This window comes from Variovorax sp. 10N432, from assembly GCF_056394465.1.
Window position 1 is genome coordinate 294,183 of record NZ_JBFTHX010000002.1, and the last position, 22,573, is coordinate 316,755.

Here is a 22,573-nt window from a genome sequence, read left to right on the forward strand (position 1 = left end):
CAGTTCCTTTTCATGGTCAGCCCTCTGCGGTGAAGCCGACCTGTTTCACGATGGGGGCCCACTTGGCCGTGTCTTTCTTGATCAGCTCCGTGAGTTCGCCCGGCGTCGAGGACATCGCCTCCAGGCCGAAGCCCGCCAGGCCGTCGATCACGTCCTTCTGGGCCAGCGCCTGCTTGAAGGCGGCATTGGCGCGCGCCACCACTTCGGGCGAGGCCTTGGCCGGCAGCAGGAAGGCGAACCATTCGCTGTGCGTCATGTCCTTGATGCCCTGCTCCTCGAAGGTCGGCACGTCGGGCGCGAAGCGGCTGCGCTTGGCGCCCGAGACGCCGAGGATGCGCACCTTGCCTGTGGGCAGGTGCTGCGTGATGTCGCCGATCGGGCCCGACACCGCCGCGATGTTGCCGCCCAGCAAGTCGAGCATCGCCGGCTGGGTGCCGCGGTAGGCCGCGTGCTTGAGCTCGACGCCCGCGCTCTTGCCCAGCAGCGCGCCGATGAAGTGGGGCGTCGAGCCGGCGGCCGGCGAGCCGAAGTTGGCGCCTTCGGGATGGGTCTTGGCCCAGGCCAGGAACTCCGGCACGGTCTTGATCGTGAGCGGCACCGCCGGCCCGACCGCGAAGCCGAAGTCGAACACGCAGGCGATCGTCACCGGCGACAGGTCGACCAGCGGGTCGTACGGCAGCTTCTTGTAGATGTGCGGATAGATCGTGAGGATCGAGGTCGGCGTCTGCAGGATCGTGGCGCCGTCGGCCGGCTGGCTCTTGACATAGGTGACCGCGATCTGGCCGCCCGCGCCGGTGCGGTTCTCGACCACCACGGCCTTTCCGTAGTCGGGCTGCAGCCGGGTCGCGACACGCCGGCAAGTGGTGTCGGAGGTGCCGCCGGCCGCGAAGCCGGTGATCAGGCGCGCCGTCTCGAAGGGAAAGCCCTGCGACTGGGCAAAGACGCTCTGGCCCAGGCTGGCCAGCAGCGCGGAGGCGCTGGTGGTCTGCAGCAGGTGGCGGCGGGTGATGGTCATTGAGATGTCTCCTCGGGTGGTCGATGCGTTGGAAAGGGCGTATTTTTCCCGCAACTCGGTGCGCCGCACACCCGCGTTTACCTCACGTATCGAGTACTGAAGTCATCACGCCGGGGATCAGTAGGTGCCGCCGCTGGCTGCCGGCCTGGCCGTGTTCTTGAAGCTCGCCGCCAGCGCGCTGGTGCTGCGCACCAGCAGGTTGGTGTCCAGCCCGACGGCGACGAAGGTCGCGCCCAGCGCCAGGTACTTGCGCGCCAGCGTCTCGTTGGGCGTGAGGATGCCCGCGGCCTTGCCGGCGCGCTGGATGCGGGCGATCGCGTCCTCGATCGCGGCCTGCACCTCGGGGTGGTCGGAGTCGCCCACGTGGCCCATCGAGGCCGACAGGTCGGCCGGTCCGATGAAGACGCCGTCGACGCCGTCGATCGCCGCGATGGCTTCCAGGTTGGCCAGCGCCTCGCGCGACTCGGCCTGCACCAGCAGGCAGACACGGTCGTTGGCTTCCTTGGCATAGGCGGGATAGCGGCCCCAGCGCGAGGCGCGCGCGCCGCCCATGCCGCGGATGCCCTCGGGCGGGTAGCGCATCGCGCGCACGATCGCGCGCGCCTGCTCGGGCGTGTCGACCATCGGCACCAGCAGGGTCTGCAGGCCGAGGTCGAGGTACTGCTTGATCAGCGCCGCACCCGCGTCGCCATGACCCAGCGGCACGCGGGCGATCGCGTTGACGCCCGGATAGCCGGCGATCGCCTGTGCCTGCTGCAGGATGCTGGCCAGCCCGTTGGGCGAATGCTCGCCGTCGATCAGCAGCCAGTCGAAGCCGGCGCCGGCGCAGATCTCGGCGCTGTAGGCATCGGCCAGGCCGAGCCAGAGGCCGATCTGGGCGCGCTTGTCGGCCAGGGCTTGCTTGAAGGGGTTGGTGGGTGTGGTCATGGTTTCGTGACTTTCAGACGAAGCGGAAGGAGATCGCGCCCAGGGGGCCGTAGTCCGCATGGAATGTATCGCCCGGCAGCGCGGTGGTCGGCCGCGTGAACGAGCCGCCGAGCACGATCTCGCCGGCCTCCAGGCATTCGTCCCAGGGCGCCAGCTTGTTGGCGAGCCAGGCGACGCCGGTGGCGGGATGGTTCAGCACCGCGGCCGCGACCCCGGACTCTTCGATGACGCCGTTCTTGTAGAGCAGCGCGCTGACCCAGCGCAGGTCGACCGCGTCCGGCTTCACCGGCCGCCCGCCGGTCACGATGCCGGCGTTGGCCGCGTTGTCGGCGATGGTGTCGAACACCTTGCGCATCTGCTTGGTGTGGCGATCGAACTGCTCGATGCGCGCATCGATGATCTCGATCGCCGGCACCACGTAGTCGGTGGCGTCCAGCACGTCGAAGATCGTTACGTTCGGCCCCTTGAGCCGCTTGCCGAGCTTGAAGGCCAGCTCGACCTCGACCCGCGGCGCGATGAAGCGCGAGAACGGGATGTCGCCGCCCTGCTCGAAGAACATGTCGTCGAGCAGCGTGCCGTAGTCGGGCTCGTCGATCTGGCTCGACAGCTGCATGGCGCGCGAGGTCAGGCCGATCTTGTGGCCCTTGACGGTGCGGCCCTCGGCGATCTTGGCCTTGACCCATTCGCGCGAGATCGCGTAGCCGTCCTCGATCGTCATCTCCGGATGGCGCTTCGAGAAATGCTCGACCTGCACGCGCGTCTTCTCGCTTTCGTGGAGTTCGGCGGCCAGTTGCCGGATGAGTTCGGGTGCGAGCATGGTTCAGGACTTGTTGAAGAGGGGATGCAGGTTGCTGTGCTTGCCGTCGTAGACCTGGCCGGGGCTCTCGTCGATCTGCAGCGTGATGCCGATGTGGCGTTGGTCGAAGACCGGCGCGAAGTGCGCCTTCGTCGCGCCCAGAAGGGCGTCGCCGACGCGCTTGTGTACCGCGGCGCTTCGGCCCGCGCCCATCCGCAGGTTGAGGTAGACGAAGGCGTAGTCGGCCTTGCCATCGGCCACCGCGTGGTGCGCCGCCGGATAGGCCAGCACGCGGGTGCCGCCGGTCGGATAGACCTGCCGGCCCTCGTCGTCGCGCTGTTCGAGCATGCAGTCGGCGAGCGCGCGGCAGAGCGCCGACATGTCGGTCTCGCGCTCGATGTTGGGGGTGTAGAGAATGACCAGGTGCGGCATGGAGGCCTCAGAGGCGAGAGACGGCCTGGAAGCCCTCGGCGCTGGACGCCTGGGCCTTAGGAATGGCGCGGCCGTCCTGCGGCGTGACCGGTAGCACCACGTTGATCTGGCCGGTGCCCGAGGAGCCGAAGTAGGGCGTCACGACCTCCGCCTTGCCGTCGTAGGCCGACCAGCCCAGGGCGCCGAGCACCATCGCCGTGTCGTGCATGAAGCCCTCGCCATGGCCCTTGACGGCGTACTCGGGCAGCATGCTGCAGAAGTCATTCCATTCGCCGTTCTCCCACATCCGCACCACGTCGTGGTCCATGCGTTCGAGCAGCGGGCTCCAGATGCGGTCGGCGAACTGCGGCGCCAGCCCGTTCTGCGCGAAGCGGTGCGACATCGATCCGCTGGCGAAGAAGGCGACCGTGCCGTCGTAGTGGTCCTCCACCGCGCGCCGCATGGCCCAGCCCAGGCGGGCGCTGTCGTTCAGGTAGTGGCTGGTGCACAGCGCCGAGACGCAGATCGCCTTGAAGTGCAGGTCCTCGTTCATGTAGCGCATCGGGACCAGCGTGCCGTATTCGGGCCCGAGCGTGGTGGCGTCGTGCGCCAGCGTCTCCACGCCCCATTGGTTGCAGGCCTGCGCCAGCAGCTTGCCGAGCGTCGGGTTGCCCGGAACCTCGTAGGGCATGTTGCTGATGAAGTGCGGCAGCTCGTTGCTGGTGTAGACGCCCTTGAAATGCGGCGCGCAGTTCAGGTGGTAGCTGGCGTTGACCAGCCAGTGGGTGTCGAACACCACGATGGTGTCCACGCCCAGTTCGCGGCAGCGGCGGCCGATTTCCTTCAGGCCGTCGATGGCGGCCTGCCGGCTGCCCTTGCGCGGGCCGTCGAGCTCGCTCAGGTACAGCGAGGGCACGTGCGTGATCTTGGCGGCGAGTGCGAGCTTGCCCATGGTCAGACGCCCCAATGGGGGATGTGGTGCGATCCAAGCGAGACCGCGATGTTCTTCGGCTCGCAGAACACTTCGTAGCTCCAGGTGCCGCCCTCGCGCCCGGTGCCCGAGGCCTTGGTGCCGCCGAAGGGCTGGCGCAGGTCGCGCACGTTCTGGCTGTTGACGAAGCACATGCCGGCCTCGACCGCGGCGGCGACCCGGTGCGCCTTGCCGATGTTCTCGGTCCACACGTAGCTCGACAGGCCGTAGGCGATGTCGTTGGCCAGCCGGATCGCATCCGCCTCGTCCTTGAACGGGATCAGGCAGGCGACCGGCCCGAAGATCTCGTCCTGGGCGATCTTCATGCGGTTGTCGACATCGGCGAAGACGGTGGGCAGCACGTAGTTGCCCTTCTTCACGCGATCGGGAAGCTCCGGCGCGCCGAGGCCGCCGCACAGCAGGGTCGCGCCTTCCTTCGGGCCCAGCTCGATGTAGCTGCGCACCTTGGCCAGGTGCGCCTGCGAGATCATCGGCCCGACGATGGTCTTCTCGTCGAGCGGATCGCCGACCGTGATGCGCTTCGCCCGCTCGGCGAACCTGGCCGCGAAGTCGGCATAGATCGACTGCTGCACCAGGATGCGCGAGCCCGCGGTGCAGCGCTCGCCGTTGTTGCTGAAGATCATGAAGATGGCGGCATCGAGCGCGCGGTCGAGGTCGGCGTCGTCGAAGATCACGAACGGGCTCTTGCCGCCCAGCTCCATGCTGAACTTCTTCAGGCCCGCGCTCTTCACGATGCGGTTGCCGGTGGCGGTCGATCCGGTGAACGAGATCGCGCGCACGTCGGGGTGCGCCACCAGCGGCTCGCCGGCTTCCTTGCCGTAGCCGTGCACCAGGTTCAGCACGCCGGCCGGGATGCCGGCCTCGAGCGCCAGCTCGCCCAGGCGCGCGGCGGTCAGCGGCGACAGCTCGCTCATCTTCAGCACCGCGGTGTTGCCGAAGGCCAGGCACGGCGCGACCTTCCAGGTGGCGGTCATGAAGGGCACGTTCCAGGGCGAGATCAGCGCGCACACGCCGACCGGATGGAACAGCGTGTAGTTCAGGTGCGTGGGCGTCGGGTAGGTGTGGCCGTCGACCCGGGTGCACATCTCGGCGAAGTAATAGAAGTTGTCGGCCGCGCGCGGCACCAGCTGCTTGCCGGTCTGGGCGATGACCTGGCCGCAGTCGTTGGTCTCGGTCTGCGCGATCTCGGGCACGTTCTTGGCGACCAGGTCGCCGAGCTTGCGGATCAGCTTGGCGCGCTCGGGAGCGGGCAGGCCGGCCCACTTCGGGAAGGCCTCCTTGGCGGCGGCCACGGCCGCGTTCACTTCGGCCTCGCCGCCCGAGGCGACCTCGGCCAGCACTTCTTGCGTAGCCGGGTTGACGGTCTGGAAATAGTCGCGGCCGGCGACCGGCTTGCCGTTGATGAGGTGGTCGATCTGCATGGGGATGTCTTTCAGGGTCAGTCGATTCGGATCTCGCGCGAAGCGATCAGCGCCTGCCACTTCTTGCGCTCCGATTGCACGTAGCGGTTCATGTCGGCGGCGTCGGTGGGGCGGGCTTCCCAGCCGGCGTCGAACAGCTTCTGGCGCACGGCGGGGTCGTTCATGGCCTTCAGCAGGTCGGTGCCGAGCTTCAGCTGGATGTCCTTCGGTGTCGCAGCCGGTGCCACCAGGCCTTGCCAGGTGTAGGCCTCGACCTCGGCGAAGCCGAGTTCCTTCGCGGTCGGCACCTGCGGCAGCTGCGGCACCCGCTCGCCCGACATCGCGAGCAGCGGCACCACCTTGCCGGCCTTGACGGCGCTGATGCCGCTCGGCAGGTCGAGCATCATCAACGGCACCTGGCCGCCCATGAGATCCTGCAGCGCCGGGGCGCCGCCCTTGTAGGGCACGTGCAGCAGCGAGACGCCCGCCTCGCGCTGGAACAGCTCGAGCGCGAGATGGTGCGGGCTGCCCGCGCCAGGGGTCGCGATGCTGTACTTGCCGGGCGCCTTCTTGAGCGCGGCGATCAGCGCCTTGGCGTCGGCGAAGCCCGCGCCCGGCGCGGCCGTGATGATGAGCGGCGAGCGCCCCATCATGCCGAGCGCGACGAAGTCCTTCTCGCTGTCGTAGGGCAGCTTCTTGTAGAGCACCGGGTTGTAGACCAGCACGCCGTTGTCGGCCGAGAACACGGTGTAGCCATCGCCGGGCGAGCGCGCCACGTTCTCGGAGGCGATGATGGCGGCGGCGCCGGGGCGGTTGTCGACCAGCACCGGCTGGCCGATCTGCTGCGACAGCTGGGCGCCGGCGGTGCGCGCCAGGAAGTCGGTGCCGCCGCCGGCCGGATAGCCGACCACCCAGCGCACCGGCTTGGCCGGATAGCCTTGCGCCGGTGCGTCGAGCGCCACCACCGATGCGGCCAGCGCGACCATCGCGGTCGCGAGCTTGATCATCTTCTTCATCTTGTCTCCGTTTGCTGCGCCGCTCAGGCCGCGGCGATGGTGTTGACCAGCGCGCCGATCTGCGCGATCTCGGTCACGATGACGTCGCCCGGGCGGCAATCGACCACGCCGTCGGGCGTGCCGGTCAGGATCAGGTCGCCGGGCTGCAGGGTCATGAAGGCGCTGAAGTACTCGATCAGGAAGGGCGCGTCGAAGATCATGTCCTTCGTGTTGCCCGACTGCGTGAGCTTGCCGTTGACCGTGGTGCTGAGCGCCAGCGCCATGGGGTCGGCCACGTCTTTGGCGTCGACCAGCCAGGGGCCGATCGGCGTGCAGGTGTCGCGGTTCTTCACGCGCAGGTTGGGGCGGTACCAGTTCTCGAGGTAGTCGCGGATCGCGTAGTCGTTGGCCACCGTGTAGCCGCCGATGAAGTCGTAGGCGTCGTCGCGCCGGACCTTCTTCGCGGTCTTGCCGACCACGATCACCAGCTCGCATTCGTAGTGCATGAACTGCACCTCCGACGGCCGGTAGGTCAGCTGGCGGTGGCCGGTAAGCGTGCTCTCTCCCTTGACGAAGACCAGCGGCTCCTCGGGCGCCTTGAACTCCAGCTCCTTGGCGTGGTCGGCGTAGTTGAGGCCCAGCGCGAGGATGGTGCGCGGGCGCGGCACGGGCTTGAGCGGCGGCAGCCACGAGACCGCATCGGCCTCGACCTGGCGGCCATCGGCCAGCCGCAGGCGGCCGCCGTCTTCCACGGCGTCATGCACCGCGTTCTCGAACAGGATGCGCGCGTGCTTCATGCCTGCTCCTTCACGAGGGTGTTGACCAGGGTCTCGAAGCCGGGCGCGCTGATCTCGATGCGGTCGCCGGGGCGTGCCAGCGGGCGGCCGGCGTCGCAGCCGAGCATCAGCACCTCGCCGTGGGCGAGCGTCATGAACTCGCCGACATCGGCCAGCAGCTGCTCGGCGCTGCGCACCGTCTGCGAGAAGTCGATCGACTGCTTCAGCTCGCCGTTGATGCGCACCTCGAGCCGGAACTGCGCCGGGTCGGCCACCTCCTGCGCATCGCGCATCGCCGCGCCGATGCCGAGGAAGCCGTCGACGCACTTGAACTTGACCGGCGGGCGGAAGAAGCTCGCATGCGGGATCGACAGGTCGTTCATCAGCACGAAGCCCTCGACGTCGTTGTCGACGCCGATCACCATCGCGACCGTGGCACCGACCTCGACCGCATCGACCTGCGCCGGCACGGTGATCGCACTGCCGTGCGGGCTCCAGGTGTTGGCGGTCTTGACGTAGAGCACTGGGGCCTTCGGTGGCGCCTTGTAGGGCGGCTGGTTCATCAGCGGCGCGAGTGCGTCGAACTCCGCGCGGAAGTTCAGCAGCACGCCGTAGACGGTGCCGGATGGTAGGTAGCTCATGGTTTCGCCGCCGGGCCGCCCCAAGGCGAAACGCGCCCCCTTGGGGGGCAGAGAGGACACGAAGTGCCGAACGTGGGGGTCATGGTTGTTCCAATGCAATCAATTCGTCGAGCAGCTCGTACAACTGGGCCAGCTTCTCCTTGCCCATCGCTTCTTCCATCCACGCGTAGTGCGCCTCGATGCTGGTCGAGAGCTGCGTCACCAGCTGGTGGCCGCGGGCCGTGGCCTCGACCACGGTGCGGCGTTGGTCTTCTGGGTCGCGGCTGCGCGCGATGAGGCCGTCGCGCTCCATGCGCGCCAGCACGCCGGTCAGGCTCGGCCCGAGGATGAAGGCCTCGCGCGCCACCCGGCCGGTCTCGACCGCGCCATGCTCGCCCAGCACCCGCAGCACGCGCCACTGCTGGTCGGACAGCGCGTGCTCGCGCAGGCTCGGCCGCGTGTGGCCCATCACGGCCTCGCGCGCCTGCAGCAGCAGGCGCGGCAGGTTGCGGTGGGAGAAGGCGGTGCTGCGCATGTCCATGTCGGAGTGGATTATTTAATATATTAAATAGTTGGGTCAAGCGGTGGAGGCTTCGGGAAAACCCTTGGCTCACGCGCTAAAACCTGACACGCGCCGTAGCCCCCGAGGCGAAGCCGTTCGAGGCAACGGCTGACGCGCCCCTGCGCCGGCCGCATGGAACCATCGGTCTTCACCACACAACCCCGGAAGATCCAATGAAGAAGATGCTGTTCGCACTCGCCGCCTCCCTCACCGTCCTGACCGCTGGCGCCCAAGTTGGCAAGGCTGCCTCGGAGGCCACCGATGCGGCCAAGCACAAGATCGACGAGAAGCGCGCGGACAGCGAAGCCGAGAAGAGCGGCCCGGTCGGCAAGACGGTCAACAACGTCAAGTCGGGCTATCACAAGAACCGTTCGAAGGCCTCGGCCGACAAGGCCAAGCAATCGCTGAAGAACGCGGGCTGACCGGCCCTCAGGCTGGCGCCTGTCCCTTGACCGCCCACGCCAGCGCCGCATAGGAGCGCGGCCCGTCGGCCTCGCCGTCGAGGTAGGCCGACTCGACCGCCTCTCTCAGCCGGGCGCGTTGCTCCGGGTCCAGCGTCGACAAGTACTCGGCGACCGGGCCGTCCTTGCCTTCGAAGGGCGTCCAGTAATCCGCGAAGGACGCGAACTCCATGCGAATCGCGAGCGATGTCTCGGCGACCGATTTCAGCCCGGCCTCGCGCCATGCCTTGGCCAGTTCGCCGGGCCGCGTCATCGGCCGCGTGTAGCTGCTGGCGCGGCGCTCCCTTCCTGACGGGTCCAGCGCGGCCGCGGTGTCGAAGAACATGCGGTTCGAGACGAAGCCGCCGCGCGCGTCCCACACCGCCGCGCCGACCACCGCCCCCGGCTTGGCGACCCGCCGCATCTCGGCGATCGCCTTGCCCGTGTCCGGAACGAAGTGCAGCACCAGCAGCGACAGCACGCGGTCGAAGTGCCGGTCCGGGTAGGGCAGCGCGCAGGCGTCGCCCACCTCGAAGACGATGCGCGGGTCCTGGTTGTGGCGCCGGGCATGGGCGATGTAGGGCTCGGCGAGGTCGATGCCCCGCACCTCGCCGGCCCCGGTGCGGCGCGTCACCGCGAAGGCCAGGTGCCCGGTGCCGCAGCCGACGTCGAGCACGCGCTCGCCATCGGCGCTGCCGACGAAATCCAGGAAGGGCAGTGCCAACTGGCGGCTCCAGCGGCCCATGAGCTTTTCGTAGGCATCGGCGTCATTGGCGACGAAGGTGGATGAGGCGGAGGTCATCGGCGGTCCCCTTTCGCACCGCCGTGGGCGTTGCTGGCCGATGCTAGGTTGCCGTGGACCGCGACGTCAACGTGGCCGGCACGGCAGTGCCTCCGGCCCTGCAGACTTCCGCCATCGGCGAGACAATGGCCGCGCCTTTGTCCGCCCGCGCGGGCCGCGGCCACCCACCCGAACCCCTCCGCGCATGCCATCCCCGTCCGCCGTTTCGCCTGCCTCTCCGTCGTCGTCCTCGTTCTCCCTGCGCCGCATCGCCGTCCCGGCCTTCGGGCCGTCGCTGCTGTTCGGCATCGGCGAGGGCGCCATCCTGCCGATCGTGCCGCTCACGGCGCGCGACCTGGGCGCCTCCGTCCCGATGGCGGCGCTGATGGTCGCGCTGATCGGCATCGGCTCGCTGCTCAACAACATCCCGGCCTCGTTCATCACGATGCGCTGGGGCGAGCGCTGGGCCATCGTCGCGGCTGGCGTCTGGAGCGCGCTCGGCATGGCGCTGTGCGTCGGCACCTCGCACCTGGTCCTGTTCGGGGCCGGCTGCTTCATGGTCGGCATGTCGCAGGCAATCTACAACCTGGCGCGCCAGAGCTACATGACCGAGGCCGTGCCCATCGCCTACCGTGCGCGCGCGCTGTCGACCCTGGGTGGCGTGATGCGCATCGGCATGTTCATCGGCCCCTTCCTGGCGGCGGCCGCGGTGCATGGCTTCGGCCTGCAGGCGGCCTATGTCGTCGGCATCGTCGGCGCCATGGGGGCGGCGATCGTCGGTGCGCGCATTCCCGATCTCGAGGCGCCGCCGCTGCCGCCCGGGCATGCGCCGGCGGCCGCGCCGACCATCGCCTCGACCCTGCGCGATCACAAGCACGTCTTCCTGACCCTGGGCATCGGCGTGGTGCTGATCAGCGCCGTGCGCGCATCGCGCCAGGCCGTGATCCCGTTGTGGGCCGACCACCTGGCGCTGGCGCCCTCGGTGGCCTCGCTGATCTACGGGCTGGCCGGCGGCATCGACATGCTGGTGTTCTACCCGGCCGGCAAGGTGATGGACCTGAAGGGCCGGGTCTGGGTCGCGGTGCCGTCGATGCTGATCATGGGGCTGGCGATGCTGCTGATGCCCCTGACCACCGGTACCTTGACGCTGCTGTGCGCGGCGCTGGCCATCGGCTTCGGCAACGGCATCGGCTCGGGGATCATCATGACCGTCGGCGCCGACCACTCGCCGCGCCACGGGCGCGCGCACTTCCTGGGCGTGTGGCGGCTGATGTCCGACATCGGGTCATCGTGCGGCCCAGCGCTGCTGTCCTTCCTGGCCGCCAGCCTGTCGCTGGCTTCGGGGATCGCGGTGGTCGGGCTGATGGCCCTGGCCGCGGCGGCGACGCTGGGCTACTGGATTCCGCGCCACGGGGACCGCGGCGGGCGGCGAAGGCAGGGCTGAGCCGCTGCCGGGCGGCTGCGGGTCAAAGCATGCCCAGGACCATCATCGCCAGCCCCACGATGCTGACCACCCAGATCGCCGTTCGCAGATAGGTGATGCCGGCGCAGTAGACCGGCAGGTACAGCACCCGCGCCCAGAAAAAGATCTGCGCGCCCGTCGCCACCTTCGGACTGGTCGCGCCGGCCGCATGCGCAACCAGCGCGATGGCGGCGAACAGCACGAAGTTCTCGAGCGTGTTGCGGGCCGCGCGCTCGGCGCGCCCCGCGAAGGGCGTGGCCGTGGGCAGGTTCTCGCGGTTGCCCAGCGCGAGCAGGGTGCCCGAAGGGGTCCAGCCCTTGACCCGGATGAGGCTGGCCACGAGCAGGGCGAGCCAGGTCAGGATGGCCATGTAGATCACGAGCATCAGGGTGGGGGTCATCTCGGGGCTCCTTGCAAGTCCGCCCGCATTGTCTGCCCGGAGCGGCCCGCATGCATCCCTACACTCACCCCCCATGGCCAAGGAAAAAACCCTCTTCGTCTGCAGCGAATGCGGCGGCACCAGCCCCAAGTGGCTCGGCAAATGCCCGAGCTGCGGCGCCTGGAACACATTGATCGAACAGGTCGGCCCCGCCCCGGGCGCGCCGGCCAACAACCGCTTCGGCACCCAGTTCTCCTCGCTGGCCGGCTCGGCCGAACTGGCGACGCTCTCGGAAATCGAGGCCACCGACATCGCCCGCACGCCCACCGGCATCGACGAACTCGACCGCGTGCTGGGCGGCGGCATCGTCGACGGCGGCGTGACCCTGATCGGCGGCGACCCCGGCATCGGCAAGTCGACCCTGCTGCTGCAGGCGGTCGACGCGCTGCAGCACGCCGGGCGCAACGCGCTCTACGTCACGGGCGAGGAGAGCGGCGCGCAGGTGGCGCTGCGCTCGCGCCGGCTCGGCCTCGACCATTCGCAGGTGCAGGTGCTGGCCGAGATCCAGCTGGAGAAGATCATCGCCACGCTGGACGTGCACCGCCCGGCGATCGCGGTGATCGACTCGATCCAGACCGTCTACTCCGACCAGCTCACCTCGGCCCCGGGCTCGGTGGCGCAGGTGCGCGAATGCGCCGCGCACCTCACGCGCTTCGCCAAGGCCAGCGGCACCGCCATCGTGCTGGTGGGCCACGTCACGAAGGAGGGCGCGCTGGCCGGCCCGCGCGTGCTCGAGCACATGGTCGACACGGTGCTGTACTTCGAAGGCGACACGCATTCGAGCTTCCGGCTGGTGCGCGCCATCAAGAACCGCTTCGGCGCGGTCAACGAGATCGGCGTCTTCGCGATGACCGAGCGCGGCCTGAAGGGCGTGGCCAACCCGAGCGCGATCTTCCTGAGCCAGCACGCCGAGCCGGTGCCCGGCAGCGTCGTGCTGGTCACCTTGGAGGGCACGCGGCCGATGCTGGTCGAGATCCAGGCGCTGGTCGACAACGGCGGCCCGAGTCCGCGGCGGCTGTCGGTCGGCCTGGACCGCGACCGCCTGGCGATGCTGCTGGCGGTGCTGCACCGCCATGCGGGCGTGGCCTGCATGGACCAGGACGTGTTCGTCAACGCGGTCGGCGGGGTTCGCATCAGCGAGCCGGCGGCCGACCTGGCCGTGATGCTCGCGATCACGTCCAGCCTGCGCGGCAAGCCGCTGCCCAAGGGCTTCATCGCCTTCGGCGAAGTGGGCCTGGCCGGCGAGGTGCGGCCGGCGCCGCGCGGCCAGGAGCGCCTGCGCGAGGCGGCCAAGCTGGGTTTCAGCGTGGCGGTGGTGCCCAAGGCCAATGCGCCGCGCAAGGGCACGAAGGAGATCGAGGGCCTGACGATCCACGCGGTGGAGCGGATCGAAGAGGCGCTGGATATCGTGCGGGAGATGCAGTAGGCGCCGCCCTGGCGGCCGTCAGCCGTGCGAATCCCAATACGGCGGATCCCCGAACGCCGCCTTGAGCGCATCCGTCATCGCCCGCAGCTTGGCCGAGGGCGAGCGCCCTTCCGGATGCGCCACATACAGGAACTCTTCTTCCGAAGGCAGCCCGATGTCGATAGCCGCCAGCCAGCCGGCACGAAGCGACTCGCCGACGATGAAGGTGGGCAGCAGCGCGATGCCCAGGCCGGCCTCGCAGGCGTCGCGCATCATGTCGCCGTTGTTCACGCGCAGGGCGCGCGTGGCGCGCACCGACACCAGCTCGCCATCGCGGCGGAACTGCCAGTCGGCCACGCCGCGGTTCGTATAGAAGACCCCGCGATGTCGCTGCAGGTCCTCGGCGCTCGCTGGCCGGCCGTGCTGCACCAGGTAGTCCGGCGAGGCGACCAGTGCGCGGCGGCTGCGGGCCAGCGTCCAGGCCACCAGGCGCGAATCGGTGAGGGGCCCGTTGCGGACCACGCCGTCGTAGCCGTCCGATGCGGCATCGACTCTCCGGTCGTCGAGTTCGAGCGTCAGCTCGACACCCGGATGGGCAGCGATGAAGGGATAGAGCGCCGGACCGAGATGCATGCGCCCGAAGGTGACCGGCGCGGAAATCCGGAGGGGCCCGACCAGCGTGCCGCGCCGCTGCGCCAGCTCGGCTGTGGCCTCCTCGATCTCGCGCATGATGGCCGAGGCCCGCGCCAGGAAAGTGGCGCCGTCTTCGGTGAGCGTGAGCTTGCGGGTCGAGCGATGCAGCAGCCGGACGCCGAGCTCTTTCTCAAGGTCGGCCAGGCGCTCGCTGACGACCGACTTGGAGAAGTTCAGTCGCCGCGATGCCTCACTGATGGACCCAGACTCCGCGACCGCCACGAAGGTGGCCATGCCATCCAGCTTCACCATGCCCAGGGTCCTTGTTGTCACGCACGGCAAGCACTTTAGTCTCTCTTGCCTGCGGCGCGCCAAGGGCCCCTCGTTGCATCAGGTGCGGGTGATGGAGGCACCGCCGTCGACCAGCGATGCGGTGCCGGTGACGAAGGAAGAGTCGTCCGAGGCCAGGTACAGCACCGAGCGCGCCAGCTCCTCGGGCCGCGCGACGCGCTTGAGCGCGTGCAGGTTGGTGATGAAGGACTGCGACTCCTTGGTGTCGTTCATCGTGCGGTACATGTCGGTGTCGACCGCGCCCGGCAGGATCGCATTGACGCGAACGCCTTGCGGGCCGTACTCGGCGGCCAGCGCCTGGGTGAGGCCGATCAGGCCCGCCTTGCTCGCCGCATAGGCGGCCACGCCGGGGAAGGCGAAGCTGTGGCCGACGAAGGTCGAGGTGAAGATCACCGAGCCGCCGCCGTTCTCCAGCATCTGCGCGACCTGGTGCTTGGCGCCCAGGAAGGCACCGGTCAGGTTGATCGCCAGGGTGTCGGTCCAGCCGGCTTCGCTGACGCCGGTGCTGGGACCGCCTTCACCCAGGGTGCCGGCGTTGTTGAAGGCGACGTCGAGGCGGCCGTAGGTCGAAACGGCCAGCGCGACCAGGGCGCGTGCGTAGTCTTCAGAGCGCACGTCGCCGGCGAGCGCGACGGCCTGTCCGCCGGCGGCGCGGATCTCGGCGACCAGCTGGTCGAGCTCGGCAGCGCGGCGTGCGCCGACGACCAGCCTGGCGCCTTCGGCCGCGAAGAGCTTGGCGGTGGCATGGCCGATGCCGGCGCTGGCGCCGGTGATGAGGGCGACTTTTCCTTCGAGGCGGTTCATGGTGGATCCTTTGAATGGCGAGGTGGATTGAAGAGATGTACGAAGTGTGGGGTTGGCGGGTCGTTTGGGGTAGCCGTCGAATGGCGATGCTGGCTTTCGGAAAAACCGAACGATGGGCTATCCGAGAGAATGGCGCCAAACAGGGAGCCCGCCATGGAAGTCATCCTCACCGACATCGCCGTGAGCATGTCCGCGTTCAAGAAGAACCCGGCTGCAGTTCTGAGGGAGTCGAACCACCGGCCTGTGGCGGTCCTCCACCGCAATCGCGCCGCGTTCTACGCCGTTGAACCCCGCCTCTTCGAGGCGATGATCGAGGAGCTCGCGGACCAGGATCTGTACCTCAAGGCGATGGGCCGCTTGGCCGAGAAGGCGCGCGCCCTCGCGGTGGACGTCGCCGACCTCTAAAGGCTGGGCCAAAGCACGCGTGCGAACCTCCGGGTTTCCCCGGGTCCTGCGCCATGTCGATTTTCCGCAGGCTCGTCCGACGTACCCATCGAGGGTCATCCTCTTCACATCCAGGAGAACGCAACCATGGCTACCAACACCGTCCGTCTGCACCGCGTGCTGCGCGCCCCGCCCGAGCGGATCTACCGCGCCTTCGTCGAACCCAAGGCATTCGAGCGCTGGCTGCCGCCCTTCGGCTTCACCGGCGAAGTCCACAGCATGGAGCCCGTGGTCGGCGGCGCCTGGCGCATGTCCTTCACCACCTTCAGCAGCGGCCACAGCCACTCCTTCGGCGGCAAGTACCTCGAACTCGTGCCCGGCCAGCGCATCGCCTACGACGCGAGCTTCGACGACCCCAACCTGCCGGGCACCATGAAGACCACCGTGACCCTCACCGCCGTGTCCTGCGGCACCGACGTGGCGATCGTGCAGGAAGGCATCCCCGAGATGATTCCCGTCGAGATGTGCTACCTGGGCTGGCAGGAGTCGCTCGTGTCGCTGGCCCAATTGGTCGAGCCGAACATTCCGAATTGAAGCGCCGGCATCCGGCAGCCTCAAGCTGGCTGATTGCGCAGCCAGGTCTCGCGGCCGAGCCGGTACAGGCACATCCGCTTCAACTCGCCCTCCGGCAAGGCCGGATTGGGGTGGTCGAAATCCTCGTCGGGGTTGGTGGTCATGCCGACGCGCGCCATCACCGCGCGCGAAGGCAGGTTGACCAGCGGCGTGAACGACACGATTTCTTCGAGCCGAAGCTGCTCGAAGGCCACGTGCAGCGCCGCCCTGGCGCCCTCGGTGGCGTAGCCCTTGCCCCAATGCGCCCGGGCCAGGCGGTAGCCGAGTTCCACGCACGGCATGAAGGGCAGGGCCCGGCGCGGGATCGAAAGTCCGATGAAGCCTATGAACCCCGGGGACTCGCGCGTCTCCACCGCCCAGTTGCCCCAGCCCCGGGCGTCGAAGCCGACCTGCCAGCCGTCCAACTCGCGATCGCTGGCCTCGCGGGTCATCAGGCCAGCGAAGAAGCGCATGACCATCGGATCCGCGTTCATCTCGGCGTACGGCTCGCGATCGGATTCCTTCCAATCGCGAAGCTGCAGCCGCTGGGTGGTGATCCGGATCGGGGTGGTCATGGGTGCTGCCGCTCGACCAGCTGCTTCAACGCCGCCAGGTCCCGGCGCACATGGGCGACGTCCGCCTCGAAGCTCTGCAGGCTGGCGTCCGCCGGCCGAATGACCACGAAACTCAGCAGGCTGCCGTCGCCGCAGGGCGTGACCCGGAACGCGTTGTGGACGCTGACCCCGTTCGGCAGCGTGACGTCGTGGTCGAGCACGCCGAAGGCATTGGCGGGCGCCATCGCCACCTTGACCTCGCCCATCGGCGAGTCTGCGAACCATTCGCCATCGCGCTGCGTGATGCCCTTGGCCAGGCCGGATGCCCACAGCGGCAGCTTGTCCATCTGGCGGGCGAAGGCGTAGACCACGTCGGCCGGGACGTCGACGGCCTGGGTGACGACCACTGCTTCGTTCGACATCGCCATGCTGTTCCTTTCGACGAATTCGGCGTCGATTGTGGCCCTGACTGGCGATGCGATGCACCGCCCATTGTTGCCCGTTGAGCGAATAATCGTTCGCCAAAGCGCCAGAAAGTACTAAGATCGCCCCCGTGAAACCCAAGGACGACGAAAAGCTCCGCGCCATCGCCGAGGCCACCTTCACGCTGGTCGAGCAGACCGGCCTGAGCGGCCTCACCATGGCGGCCATCGCGCGCGAGGCGGGCCTGGCCACGGGCACGCTGTACGTCTACTTCAAGTCGAAGGAAGAGCTGATGGTCGCGCTCTACGAGCAGGCCAAGACCTCGACCACGGCCAGCCTCATGCACGGCGACGACCCCAAGGCGCCGTTTCGCAGCCGCTTCCAGCACATGTGGATGAACTGGCTCGACCACCGACTCACGCACTATGCGCAGGTCGTCTTCATCGAGCAGTACTACAACTCCCCCTGGTTCAGCGAAGAGAGCCGCAACCTCTCGGCCCGGCTCATCAAGGGCTGGATCGACCTGATCGAGACCGCCAAGTCGCAGCAGATCCTGAAGGATGTGCCCACCGTGCTGCTCATCAACAGCTTCGGCGGCTCGGTGCGCGAGACCGCCAACCTGCTTCGCTCGGGCGCCCTCCAGCGCACCGACGCCAACCTGGCCATGGCCTTCGGCCTCTGCTGGGACGGCATCAAAGCCTGAAAACCCCTTGACCCGCCGAAGCCACAGGTCTATTGTTTAGCCGAATTTTTGTTCACCCAAAAGAAGAGAACCCACCATGACCACCCTCAGCATCAACGGCAAGGACCGGCAGGTCGACGCCGACCCCTCCACCCCCATCCTCTGGGCCTTGCGTGACACGCTCGGCATGACCGGCACCAAGTTCGGCTGCGGCGCGGCGCTGTGCGGGGCCTGCACGGTGCACCTCAACGGCCAGGCGATCCGCTCGTGCATCACGCCGATCTCGGCCGCGGCGGGCCAGAAGATCACCACCATCGAGGCCGTCACCGACGGCAGCGACAAGGTCGGCAAGGCCGTGAGCGCCGCCTGGGTCAAGCATGACGTGGCGCAGTGCGGCTACTGTCAGAGCGGGCAGATCATGTCGGCCACGGCCTTCCTCAAGACGATCGCGCCCGGCAAGCTGCCCAGCGATGCCGACATCGATTCGGCGATGGCCGGCAACATCTGCCGCTGCGGCACTTACGCCCGCATCCGCGCCGCGGTGGCCGACGCCGCCAAGGCATTGGCTTGAAGGACAAGGGGATCACCATGAACTTCGACCCGACCACCTTCGAGTTGCCCGCCAACCTTCGCGCGCTGATGACCACGCGCGACGATGAACAAGCCGAACCCCAGGGCCTCCCGCGCCGCAGCTTCCTCAAGCTCACGGCGGCGGGCGGCTTCGCGCTCGGCGTCTTCCCGGCGGCCGTGCTGGCGCAGGAAGACGGCAAGAACGCAGCCGCAGCGGCACCCGCCAAGGCCGCAGGCCTGAAGCCGCTGCAACAGCCGGCTGCCTTCGTGCACATCGACCGCGACGGCACCACCACCATCACCATCAACCGGCTCGACTTCGGCCAGGGCGTGCAGACCGGCCTGCCGATGATCCTGGCCGAAGAGCTCGACGCCGACTGGTCGAAGGTCAAGAGCGTGCACGGCAGCAACGACCCGGCCTACGTCGACCCCGCCTTCGGCATGCACATCACGGGCGGCTCGGGCTCGATCAAGAACTCGTACACCCAGTACCGCGAACTCGGCGCCCGCATGCGCGCCATGCTGGTCGGCGCGGCGGCGGCCCAGTGGAAGCTCGCCCCCTCCTCGCTGCAGACGCGCGACGGCTTCGTCATCAGCCCCTTGGGCAAGAAGCTCGGCTACGGCGAACTGGCCGAAGCCGCGATGAAGCAGCCGGTGCCCGAGACGGTCAAGCTCAAGGACCCGAAGGACTTCCGCCTCATCGGCAAGCCCACCGGCCGGCTCGATGCCAAGGCCAAGTCCAGCGGCCACCAGGACTACGGCATCGACATGAAACTGCCCGGCATGCTGACTGCCGTGGTGGCGCATCCGCCGGTGTTCGGCTCCAGGATCAAGTCGGTCGACGACAGCGCCGCGAAGGCGATCAAGGGCGTCAAGGCCGTGCTGCGCGTGCCGCTCGATCGCGGTGCCGAAGGCGTGGCCGTGGTTGCCGATGGCTACTGGCCCGCCAAGCAGGGCCGCGACGCGCTCAAGATCGAATGGGACGCGAGCGCCGTCGAGAAGGTCGACAGCGAGAAGCAGCTGGTGCAGTACCGCGAGCTCGCCACCAAGCCCGGCGCGCGCAAGTACGACGCCGACGTCTCGAAGATCGCCGGCGCGCCGCACAAGATCGATGCCGAGTTCGTCTTCCCGTACTTGGCGCATGCGCCGATGGAGCCGCTCAACTGCACCGTCCACCTGGTCGGCGGCAAGGCGGTCGTGTGGACCGGCACGCAGATGCCGGGCATCGACGGCATGGCGGCGGCCAAGGTGCTGGGCGTGCCGCCCGAGAACGTCAAGGTCAACGTGCAGATGGCGGGCGGCGGCTTCGGCCGTCGCGGCCTCTTGACCAGCGACTTCGTGGTCGAGGCCTGCGGCGTGGTCAAGGCTGCGCAGGCGGCGGGCATCAAGGCGCCGATCCGCACCTTGTGGAGCCGCGAGGACGACATCAAGGGCGGCTACTACCGCCCGATGCACCTGCACACCGCCAAGATCGGCTTCGACGCGCAGGGCAATGTCACGGGCTGGGACCACGTCATCGTCGGCCAGTCGCTGCTGATGGGCAGCATGTTCGAGCCGATGATGGTCAAGGACGGCATCGACGCCACCGCGGTCGAGGGCATGAAGGAGCCGTATGCGCTGCCGATGCGGCTCACGGTGCACCACCCCAAGCTCAACGTGCCGGTGCTGTGGTGGCGCAGCGTGGGCTCGACCCACACGGCCTTCGTCATGGAGACGCTGCTCGACGAGATCGCGCGCACCACCAGGCAGGACCCGGTCGCCTACCGCATGAAGCTCATCGGCGACAAGCATCCGCGCCACAAGGCGGCGCTGCAACTGGCGGTCGACAAGTCCGGCTACGGCAAGAAGAAGCTCGAAGCCGGCCGGGCGTGGGGCGTGGCGGTGCACGAGTCTTTCGACTCGGTGGTGGCCTATGTGGTCGAAGCCTCGGTGAAGGACGGCACGCCCACATTGCACCAAGTGACGGCGGGCGTGCACTGCAACCTGGTGGTCAACCCGAAGAGCGTGGAAGCGCAGGTGCAGGGCGGTGCGGTGATGGCGCTGTCGATGTGCCTGCCGGGCGCGGCGATCACACTGAAGGACGGCGTGGTGCAGCAGAGCAACTTCGGCGACTTCGTGGTGCCGCGGATGACGGACATGCCGCAGATCGCCGTGTTCACGGTGCCGAGTGCGGATGCGCCTACGGGGATGGGCGAGCCGGGCTTGCCGCCGCTGGCGCCGGCGTTTGCGAATGCGGTGGCGGCGATCACGGGCAAGCCGGTGCGGGAGTTGCCTTTCAAGCTGGCTTGAGGGGGGGGCATACAGGTGAGCCTTGCGCTGTCGGGAGCGCAAGGCTTGCGTGGCGATGAAGCCAATGTAGTGACAATGCTGCTCAGAACTGCAGGAGGCAAGCACATGCCCACGTCGCCCACCGCGCCCAGCAAGCGAGAAACTCTCAACATCCGCATCAAGCCCGAGGAGCGTGACCTGATCGATCGGGCCGCCAGGGCACGCGGCAAGAACCGCACCGACTTCATGCTGGACGCCGCCCGTGCAGCCGCGGAGGAAACCTTGCTCGACCAGGTTCTCGTCGCCGCCAGTCCGCAAGCCTATGCCGCGTTCCTAGCGCGGTTGGACATGCCGCTCCAGTCGAATGAGCGGCTGCGCAAGACGATGCGAACGAAGACCCCTTGGGACCCGGCATGACGCAGGCCTGCGCGCGATCCAGGCAGCAGAGGCCATTGGTCCATGCGCTCACGCGGTGAGCGGGCCTGTGCGCAGATCCCTGGCAACTTTCTGCGCGGTGGCGCTGGCCACGCTGTGCGCCATCGCGATGCCGGCCGGCGCGCCACGCGGCGAGCCGGCCCGCGTCGACCCGGTGGCCGCGGGCTGGAACGCCGCTGCGCTCGATGCGGTGATCGACTATGTCGCCCGCCAGAAGTCGACCGGCCTGGTCATCGTCCAGGACGACAAGCTCATCGCCGAGAAACTCTGGCCGCTGGCCTCGGATGCCAGGGGATTCCGCGCCGCCTTCGTGCACGGCACGGCGGCGGACGGCGCAACGCTGGAGGACGTCGCCTCGCAGCAGAAGAGCTTCGTCGCGATCCTCGCGGGCATTGCGGTCGACAAGGGGTTGCTGGATGTCTCGCGGCCGGTGTCGTCGTACATCGGCGCTGGCTGGTCGAAGGCGACGCCGCAGCAGGAGGCCGCGATTGCCGTGCGCAATCTGATGGAGATGAATTCGGGGTTGAAGGAAGACCTGAGCTTCGACGCGGCGCCGGACACGAAGTTCTTCTACAACACGCCGGGCTACGCGGTGATGAAGCCGGTGCTCGAAGCGGCGGCGAAGCAGCCGCTGGCCGAGATCACTCAAGCCTGGCTCGCGCGCCCCGCCGGCATGAACGACACGGGCTGGCGCAAGCGGCCGGCGCTGGTGGCGGATGTCGGCAACCCGACTGGCTTGGTCACGACGCCGGGGGACATCGCCCGCATAGGGCAGGTCGTGTTGAATGGGGGAGTGACGGACGCGGGCGTGCGCGTGATCTCGAAGGCGCAGCTCAACGCGCTCTTCGTGCGGACGAAGACGAATCCATCCTATGGGCGGCTGTGGTGGCTCAACGGTGGCGCCGAGACCGTGGGCGTTGGCGTCAATGCGCGGCGTCGGCCTGGTCCGTTGGTCGCGGCTGCTCCAGCCGACATGGTGGCTGCGATGGGCGCGCTGGATCGCAAGCTGTTCGTCGTGCCGAGCCGCAAGCTGGTCGTCGTGCGCACGGGGCAGGCGGCGGTGGACCGGGACTTCGATGAGCAGCTTTGGCGGCTGCTGGTTCGGGCGATGCCTGGGAGTTGATGGAGCGAAAGGCGAGTGCCGAAATTTCGGGCGACGAATCAGATCGCGTCGGCGCTCGATAGCGTGCGCCCGCCGCAACGGCGCCGCATACTGCCCACGTCGTGTCGGAAACGGCGCGATCGGGTTTGGAAGCCCGCAGATAAAGTTTTATGGCGGAAGCCGCAGTTGCCTTTTGGGCCTGCGGCTTCTCGCCGCTCGGCCCCTTTTTGGCGGCTCGGGCGGGAGGGTGCAAGCCCTGCCGGTTTTTTGTAGAACTTTTCCGGTCTTCCAACCCGTTCGAGCCGCCGCCTTCGTTTGACAACGGATGCGGCGGTCGCATCAACCGCAAGTGGGGAGGCCAAAAATGGCAAAGACCGTTCAATCGGCGGGGACGACATCCGCCAAATCAAAAACCGCCAAGCGCAAGGTCGCTGGTGACGACCCGGCAACAAGCGCCGAAACCAAGAAGCAAGCAAGGAACAAGGCAATCAGCTCGGCGGCGCTGCTCGTCGAGGACGAGTTCAACAACTTGCGCTGGGCGCAAGGCGCCTACGGCTGCGTACATACCTTCCTGAAGCCACTCGACATGATGAACGTCGAGGAGTATCTCGGCGAGCCCCGGGAGCTGACGGCCTTGATGGAGTTGATCAATGCCGAGATGGGACGGCGCATCCGCACGTTGGAAAAGGCGATTCACGCGGCGCGGGAGTTGATTCACTGACATGTGGTGAGGCT

General features: G+C 68.2%; 27 protein-coding genes. 11 read left to right on the forward strand and 16 right to left on the reverse strand.

Annotated elements, in window-relative coordinates:
- Positions 1-16: 16 nt before the first annotated feature.
- From AC1DF3_RS03635 to hpaR, 10 genes are all read right to left on the reverse strand, one after another.
- Positions 17-1,015: a Bug family tripartite tricarboxylate transporter substrate binding protein gene (locus AC1DF3_RS03635; RefSeq protein WP_286535114.1), complete on the reverse strand. Its 999-nt coding sequence runs from the start codon at positions 1,013-1,015 to the stop codon at positions 17-19.
- Positions 1,016-1,132: 117 nt separating this feature from the next.
- A complete protein-coding gene (locus tag AC1DF3_RS03640; RefSeq protein WP_478138843.1) occupies positions 1,133-1,942 on the reverse strand; it encodes an aldolase/citrate lyase family protein in 810 nt (269 codons plus the stop codon).
- A 13-nt stretch (positions 1,943-1,955) separates the two neighbouring features.
- Complete coding sequence (gene hpaH, locus AC1DF3_RS03645; protein ID WP_286521739.1) at positions 1,956-2,759, reverse strand: 2-oxo-hept-4-ene-1,7-dioate hydratase; 804 nt, start codon at positions 2,757-2,759, stop codon at positions 1,956-1,958.
- 3 nt (positions 2,760-2,762) lie between these two features.
- Positions 2,763-3,170 (reverse strand): 5-carboxymethyl-2-hydroxymuconate isomerase, encoded by a 408-nt coding sequence (locus AC1DF3_RS03650; RefSeq protein WP_478138844.1) that lies wholly within the window; start codon positions 3,168-3,170, stop codon positions 2,763-2,765.
- 7 nt (positions 3,171-3,177) lie between these two features.
- Complete coding sequence (gene hpaD, locus AC1DF3_RS03655; protein ID WP_478138845.1) at positions 3,178-4,101, reverse strand: 3,4-dihydroxyphenylacetate 2,3-dioxygenase; 924 nt, start codon at positions 4,099-4,101, stop codon at positions 3,178-3,180.
- Positions 4,102-4,103: 2 nt separating this feature from the next.
- Complete coding sequence (gene hpaE, locus AC1DF3_RS03660) at positions 4,104-5,561, reverse strand: 5-carboxymethyl-2-hydroxymuconate semialdehyde dehydrogenase (RefSeq protein WP_478138846.1); 1,458 nt, start codon at positions 5,559-5,561, stop codon at positions 4,104-4,106.
- 17 nt (positions 5,562-5,578) lie between these two features.
- Positions 5,579-6,556, reverse strand: coding sequence for a Bug family tripartite tricarboxylate transporter substrate binding protein (locus AC1DF3_RS03665; protein WP_478138847.1), 978 nt, complete (start codon positions 6,554-6,556; stop codon positions 5,579-5,581).
- A 23-nt stretch (positions 6,557-6,579) separates the two neighbouring features.
- Positions 6,580-7,332, reverse strand: coding sequence for a fumarylacetoacetate hydrolase family protein (locus AC1DF3_RS03670; protein WP_286521744.1), 753 nt, complete (start codon positions 7,330-7,332; stop codon positions 6,580-6,582).
- Entirely contained in the window at positions 7,329-7,952 is a 624-nt protein-coding gene (locus AC1DF3_RS03675; protein WP_478138848.1) for a fumarylacetoacetate hydrolase family protein, read from the reverse strand. The genes AC1DF3_RS03670 and AC1DF3_RS03675 overlap by 4 nt, the downstream gene beginning before the upstream one ends.
- 79 nt (positions 7,953-8,031) lie before the next feature.
- Positions 8,032-8,466 (reverse strand): homoprotocatechuate degradation operon regulator HpaR, encoded by a 435-nt coding sequence (hpaR, locus tag AC1DF3_RS03680; protein WP_478138922.1) that lies wholly within the window; start codon positions 8,464-8,466, stop codon positions 8,032-8,034.
- Positions 8,467-8,666: 200 nt separating this feature from the next.
- Between hpaR and AC1DF3_RS03685 the strand changes: the two genes are divergently transcribed.
- A complete protein-coding gene (locus AC1DF3_RS03685) occupies positions 8,667-8,915 on the forward strand; it encodes a hypothetical protein (protein WP_286535106.1) in 249 nt (82 codons plus the stop codon).
- 7 nt (positions 8,916-8,922) lie between these two features.
- Here AC1DF3_RS03685 and AC1DF3_RS03690 read toward each other — a convergent pair whose 3' ends face one another.
- Positions 8,923-9,735: a class I SAM-dependent methyltransferase gene (locus AC1DF3_RS03690; RefSeq protein ID WP_478138849.1), complete on the reverse strand. Its 813-nt coding sequence runs from the start codon at positions 9,733-9,735 to the stop codon at positions 8,923-8,925.
- 184 nt (positions 9,736-9,919) lie between these two features.
- Here AC1DF3_RS03690 and AC1DF3_RS03695 point away from each other — a divergent pair, with 184 nt between their 5' ends.
- Complete coding sequence (locus AC1DF3_RS03695) at positions 9,920-11,158, forward strand: MFS transporter (RefSeq protein WP_286535104.1); 1,239 nt, start codon at positions 9,920-9,922, stop codon at positions 11,156-11,158.
- 22 nt (positions 11,159-11,180) lie between these two features.
- Here the strand turns inward: AC1DF3_RS03695 and AC1DF3_RS03700 are convergent, their stop codons facing one another.
- The gene (locus tag AC1DF3_RS03700; RefSeq protein ID WP_478138850.1) at positions 11,181-11,576 is read right to left on the reverse strand and encodes an MAPEG family protein; all 396 of its coding nucleotides are present in this window, start codon (positions 11,574-11,576) and stop codon (positions 11,181-11,183) included.
- Between the two features lie 73 nt (positions 11,577-11,649).
- On the opposite strand from AC1DF3_RS03700, the gene radA reads away from it, so the two are divergent.
- Positions 11,650-13,041: a DNA repair protein RadA gene (radA, locus tag AC1DF3_RS03705; protein WP_478138851.1), complete on the forward strand. Its 1,392-nt coding sequence runs from the start codon at positions 11,650-11,652 to the stop codon at positions 13,039-13,041.
- Between the two features lie 18 nt (positions 13,042-13,059).
- Here the strand turns inward: radA and AC1DF3_RS03710 are convergent, their stop codons facing one another.
- Entirely contained in the window at positions 13,060-13,965 is a 906-nt protein-coding gene (locus AC1DF3_RS03710) for a LysR family transcriptional regulator (protein WP_478138852.1), read from the reverse strand.
- 78 nt (positions 13,966-14,043) lie between these two features.
- A complete protein-coding gene (locus AC1DF3_RS03715) occupies positions 14,044-14,808 on the reverse strand; it encodes an SDR family oxidoreductase (RefSeq protein WP_286521755.1) in 765 nt (254 codons plus the stop codon).
- 153 nt (positions 14,809-14,961) lie between these two features.
- Between AC1DF3_RS03715 and AC1DF3_RS03720 the strand changes: the two genes are divergently transcribed.
- Complete coding sequence (locus AC1DF3_RS03720) at positions 14,962-15,213, forward strand: type II toxin-antitoxin system Phd/YefM family antitoxin (protein ID WP_478138853.1); 252 nt, start codon at positions 14,962-14,964, stop codon at positions 15,211-15,213.
- A 126-nt stretch (positions 15,214-15,339) separates the two neighbouring features.
- A complete protein-coding gene (locus AC1DF3_RS03725) occupies positions 15,340-15,786 on the forward strand; it encodes an SRPBCC family protein (protein WP_478138854.1) in 447 nt (148 codons plus the stop codon).
- Positions 15,787-15,806: 20 nt separating this feature from the next.
- On the opposite strand, the gene AC1DF3_RS03730 is transcribed toward AC1DF3_RS03725, so the two are convergent.
- Both AC1DF3_RS03730 and AC1DF3_RS03735 read right to left on the reverse strand, forming a co-directional pair.
- Positions 15,807-16,379 carry a GNAT family N-acetyltransferase gene (locus AC1DF3_RS03730; RefSeq protein WP_478138855.1) on the reverse strand — a complete coding sequence of 191 codons (573 nt, stop codon included), beginning with the start codon at positions 16,377-16,379 and terminating at the stop codon, positions 15,807-15,809.
- On the reverse strand, positions 16,376-16,780 hold the full coding sequence (locus AC1DF3_RS03735) for an SRPBCC family protein (protein ID WP_478138856.1): 405 nt from the start codon (positions 16,778-16,780) through the stop codon (positions 16,376-16,378). Before AC1DF3_RS03735 ends, AC1DF3_RS03730 begins: the two co-directional genes overlap by 4 nt.
- A 131-nt stretch (positions 16,781-16,911) precedes the next feature.
- Between AC1DF3_RS03735 and AC1DF3_RS03740 the strand changes: the two genes are divergently transcribed.
- The 6 genes from AC1DF3_RS03740 (at position 16,912) to AC1DF3_RS03765 (ending at position 22,559) form a co-directional block, all read left to right on the forward strand.
- Complete coding sequence (locus AC1DF3_RS03740) at positions 16,912-17,484, forward strand: TetR/AcrR family transcriptional regulator (RefSeq protein WP_286535095.1); 573 nt, start codon at positions 16,912-16,914, stop codon at positions 17,482-17,484.
- A 76-nt stretch (positions 17,485-17,560) separates the two neighbouring features.
- Entirely contained in the window at positions 17,561-18,034 is a 474-nt protein-coding gene (locus tag AC1DF3_RS03745; protein ID WP_286535094.1) for a (2Fe-2S)-binding protein, read from the forward strand.
- Between the two features lie 17 nt (positions 18,035-18,051).
- The gene (locus tag AC1DF3_RS03750) at positions 18,052-20,322 is read left to right on the forward strand and encodes a xanthine dehydrogenase family protein molybdopterin-binding subunit (protein ID WP_478138857.1); all 2,271 of its coding nucleotides are present in this window, start codon (positions 18,052-18,054) and stop codon (positions 20,320-20,322) included.
- Between the two features lie 105 nt (positions 20,323-20,427).
- Positions 20,428-20,718 (forward strand): type II toxin-antitoxin system TacA family antitoxin, encoded by a 291-nt coding sequence (locus AC1DF3_RS03755; RefSeq protein WP_286535093.1) that lies wholly within the window; start codon positions 20,428-20,430, stop codon positions 20,716-20,718.
- Between the two features lie 97 nt (positions 20,719-20,815).
- The gene (locus AC1DF3_RS03760) at positions 20,816-21,859 is read left to right on the forward strand and encodes a serine hydrolase domain-containing protein (protein ID WP_478138858.1); all 1,044 of its coding nucleotides are present in this window, start codon (positions 20,816-20,818) and stop codon (positions 21,857-21,859) included.
- A 343-nt stretch (positions 21,860-22,202) separates the two neighbouring features.
- A complete protein-coding gene (locus AC1DF3_RS03765) occupies positions 22,203-22,559 on the forward strand; it encodes a hypothetical protein (protein ID WP_478138859.1) in 357 nt (118 codons plus the stop codon).
- Positions 22,560-22,573: the final 14 nt, after the last annotated feature.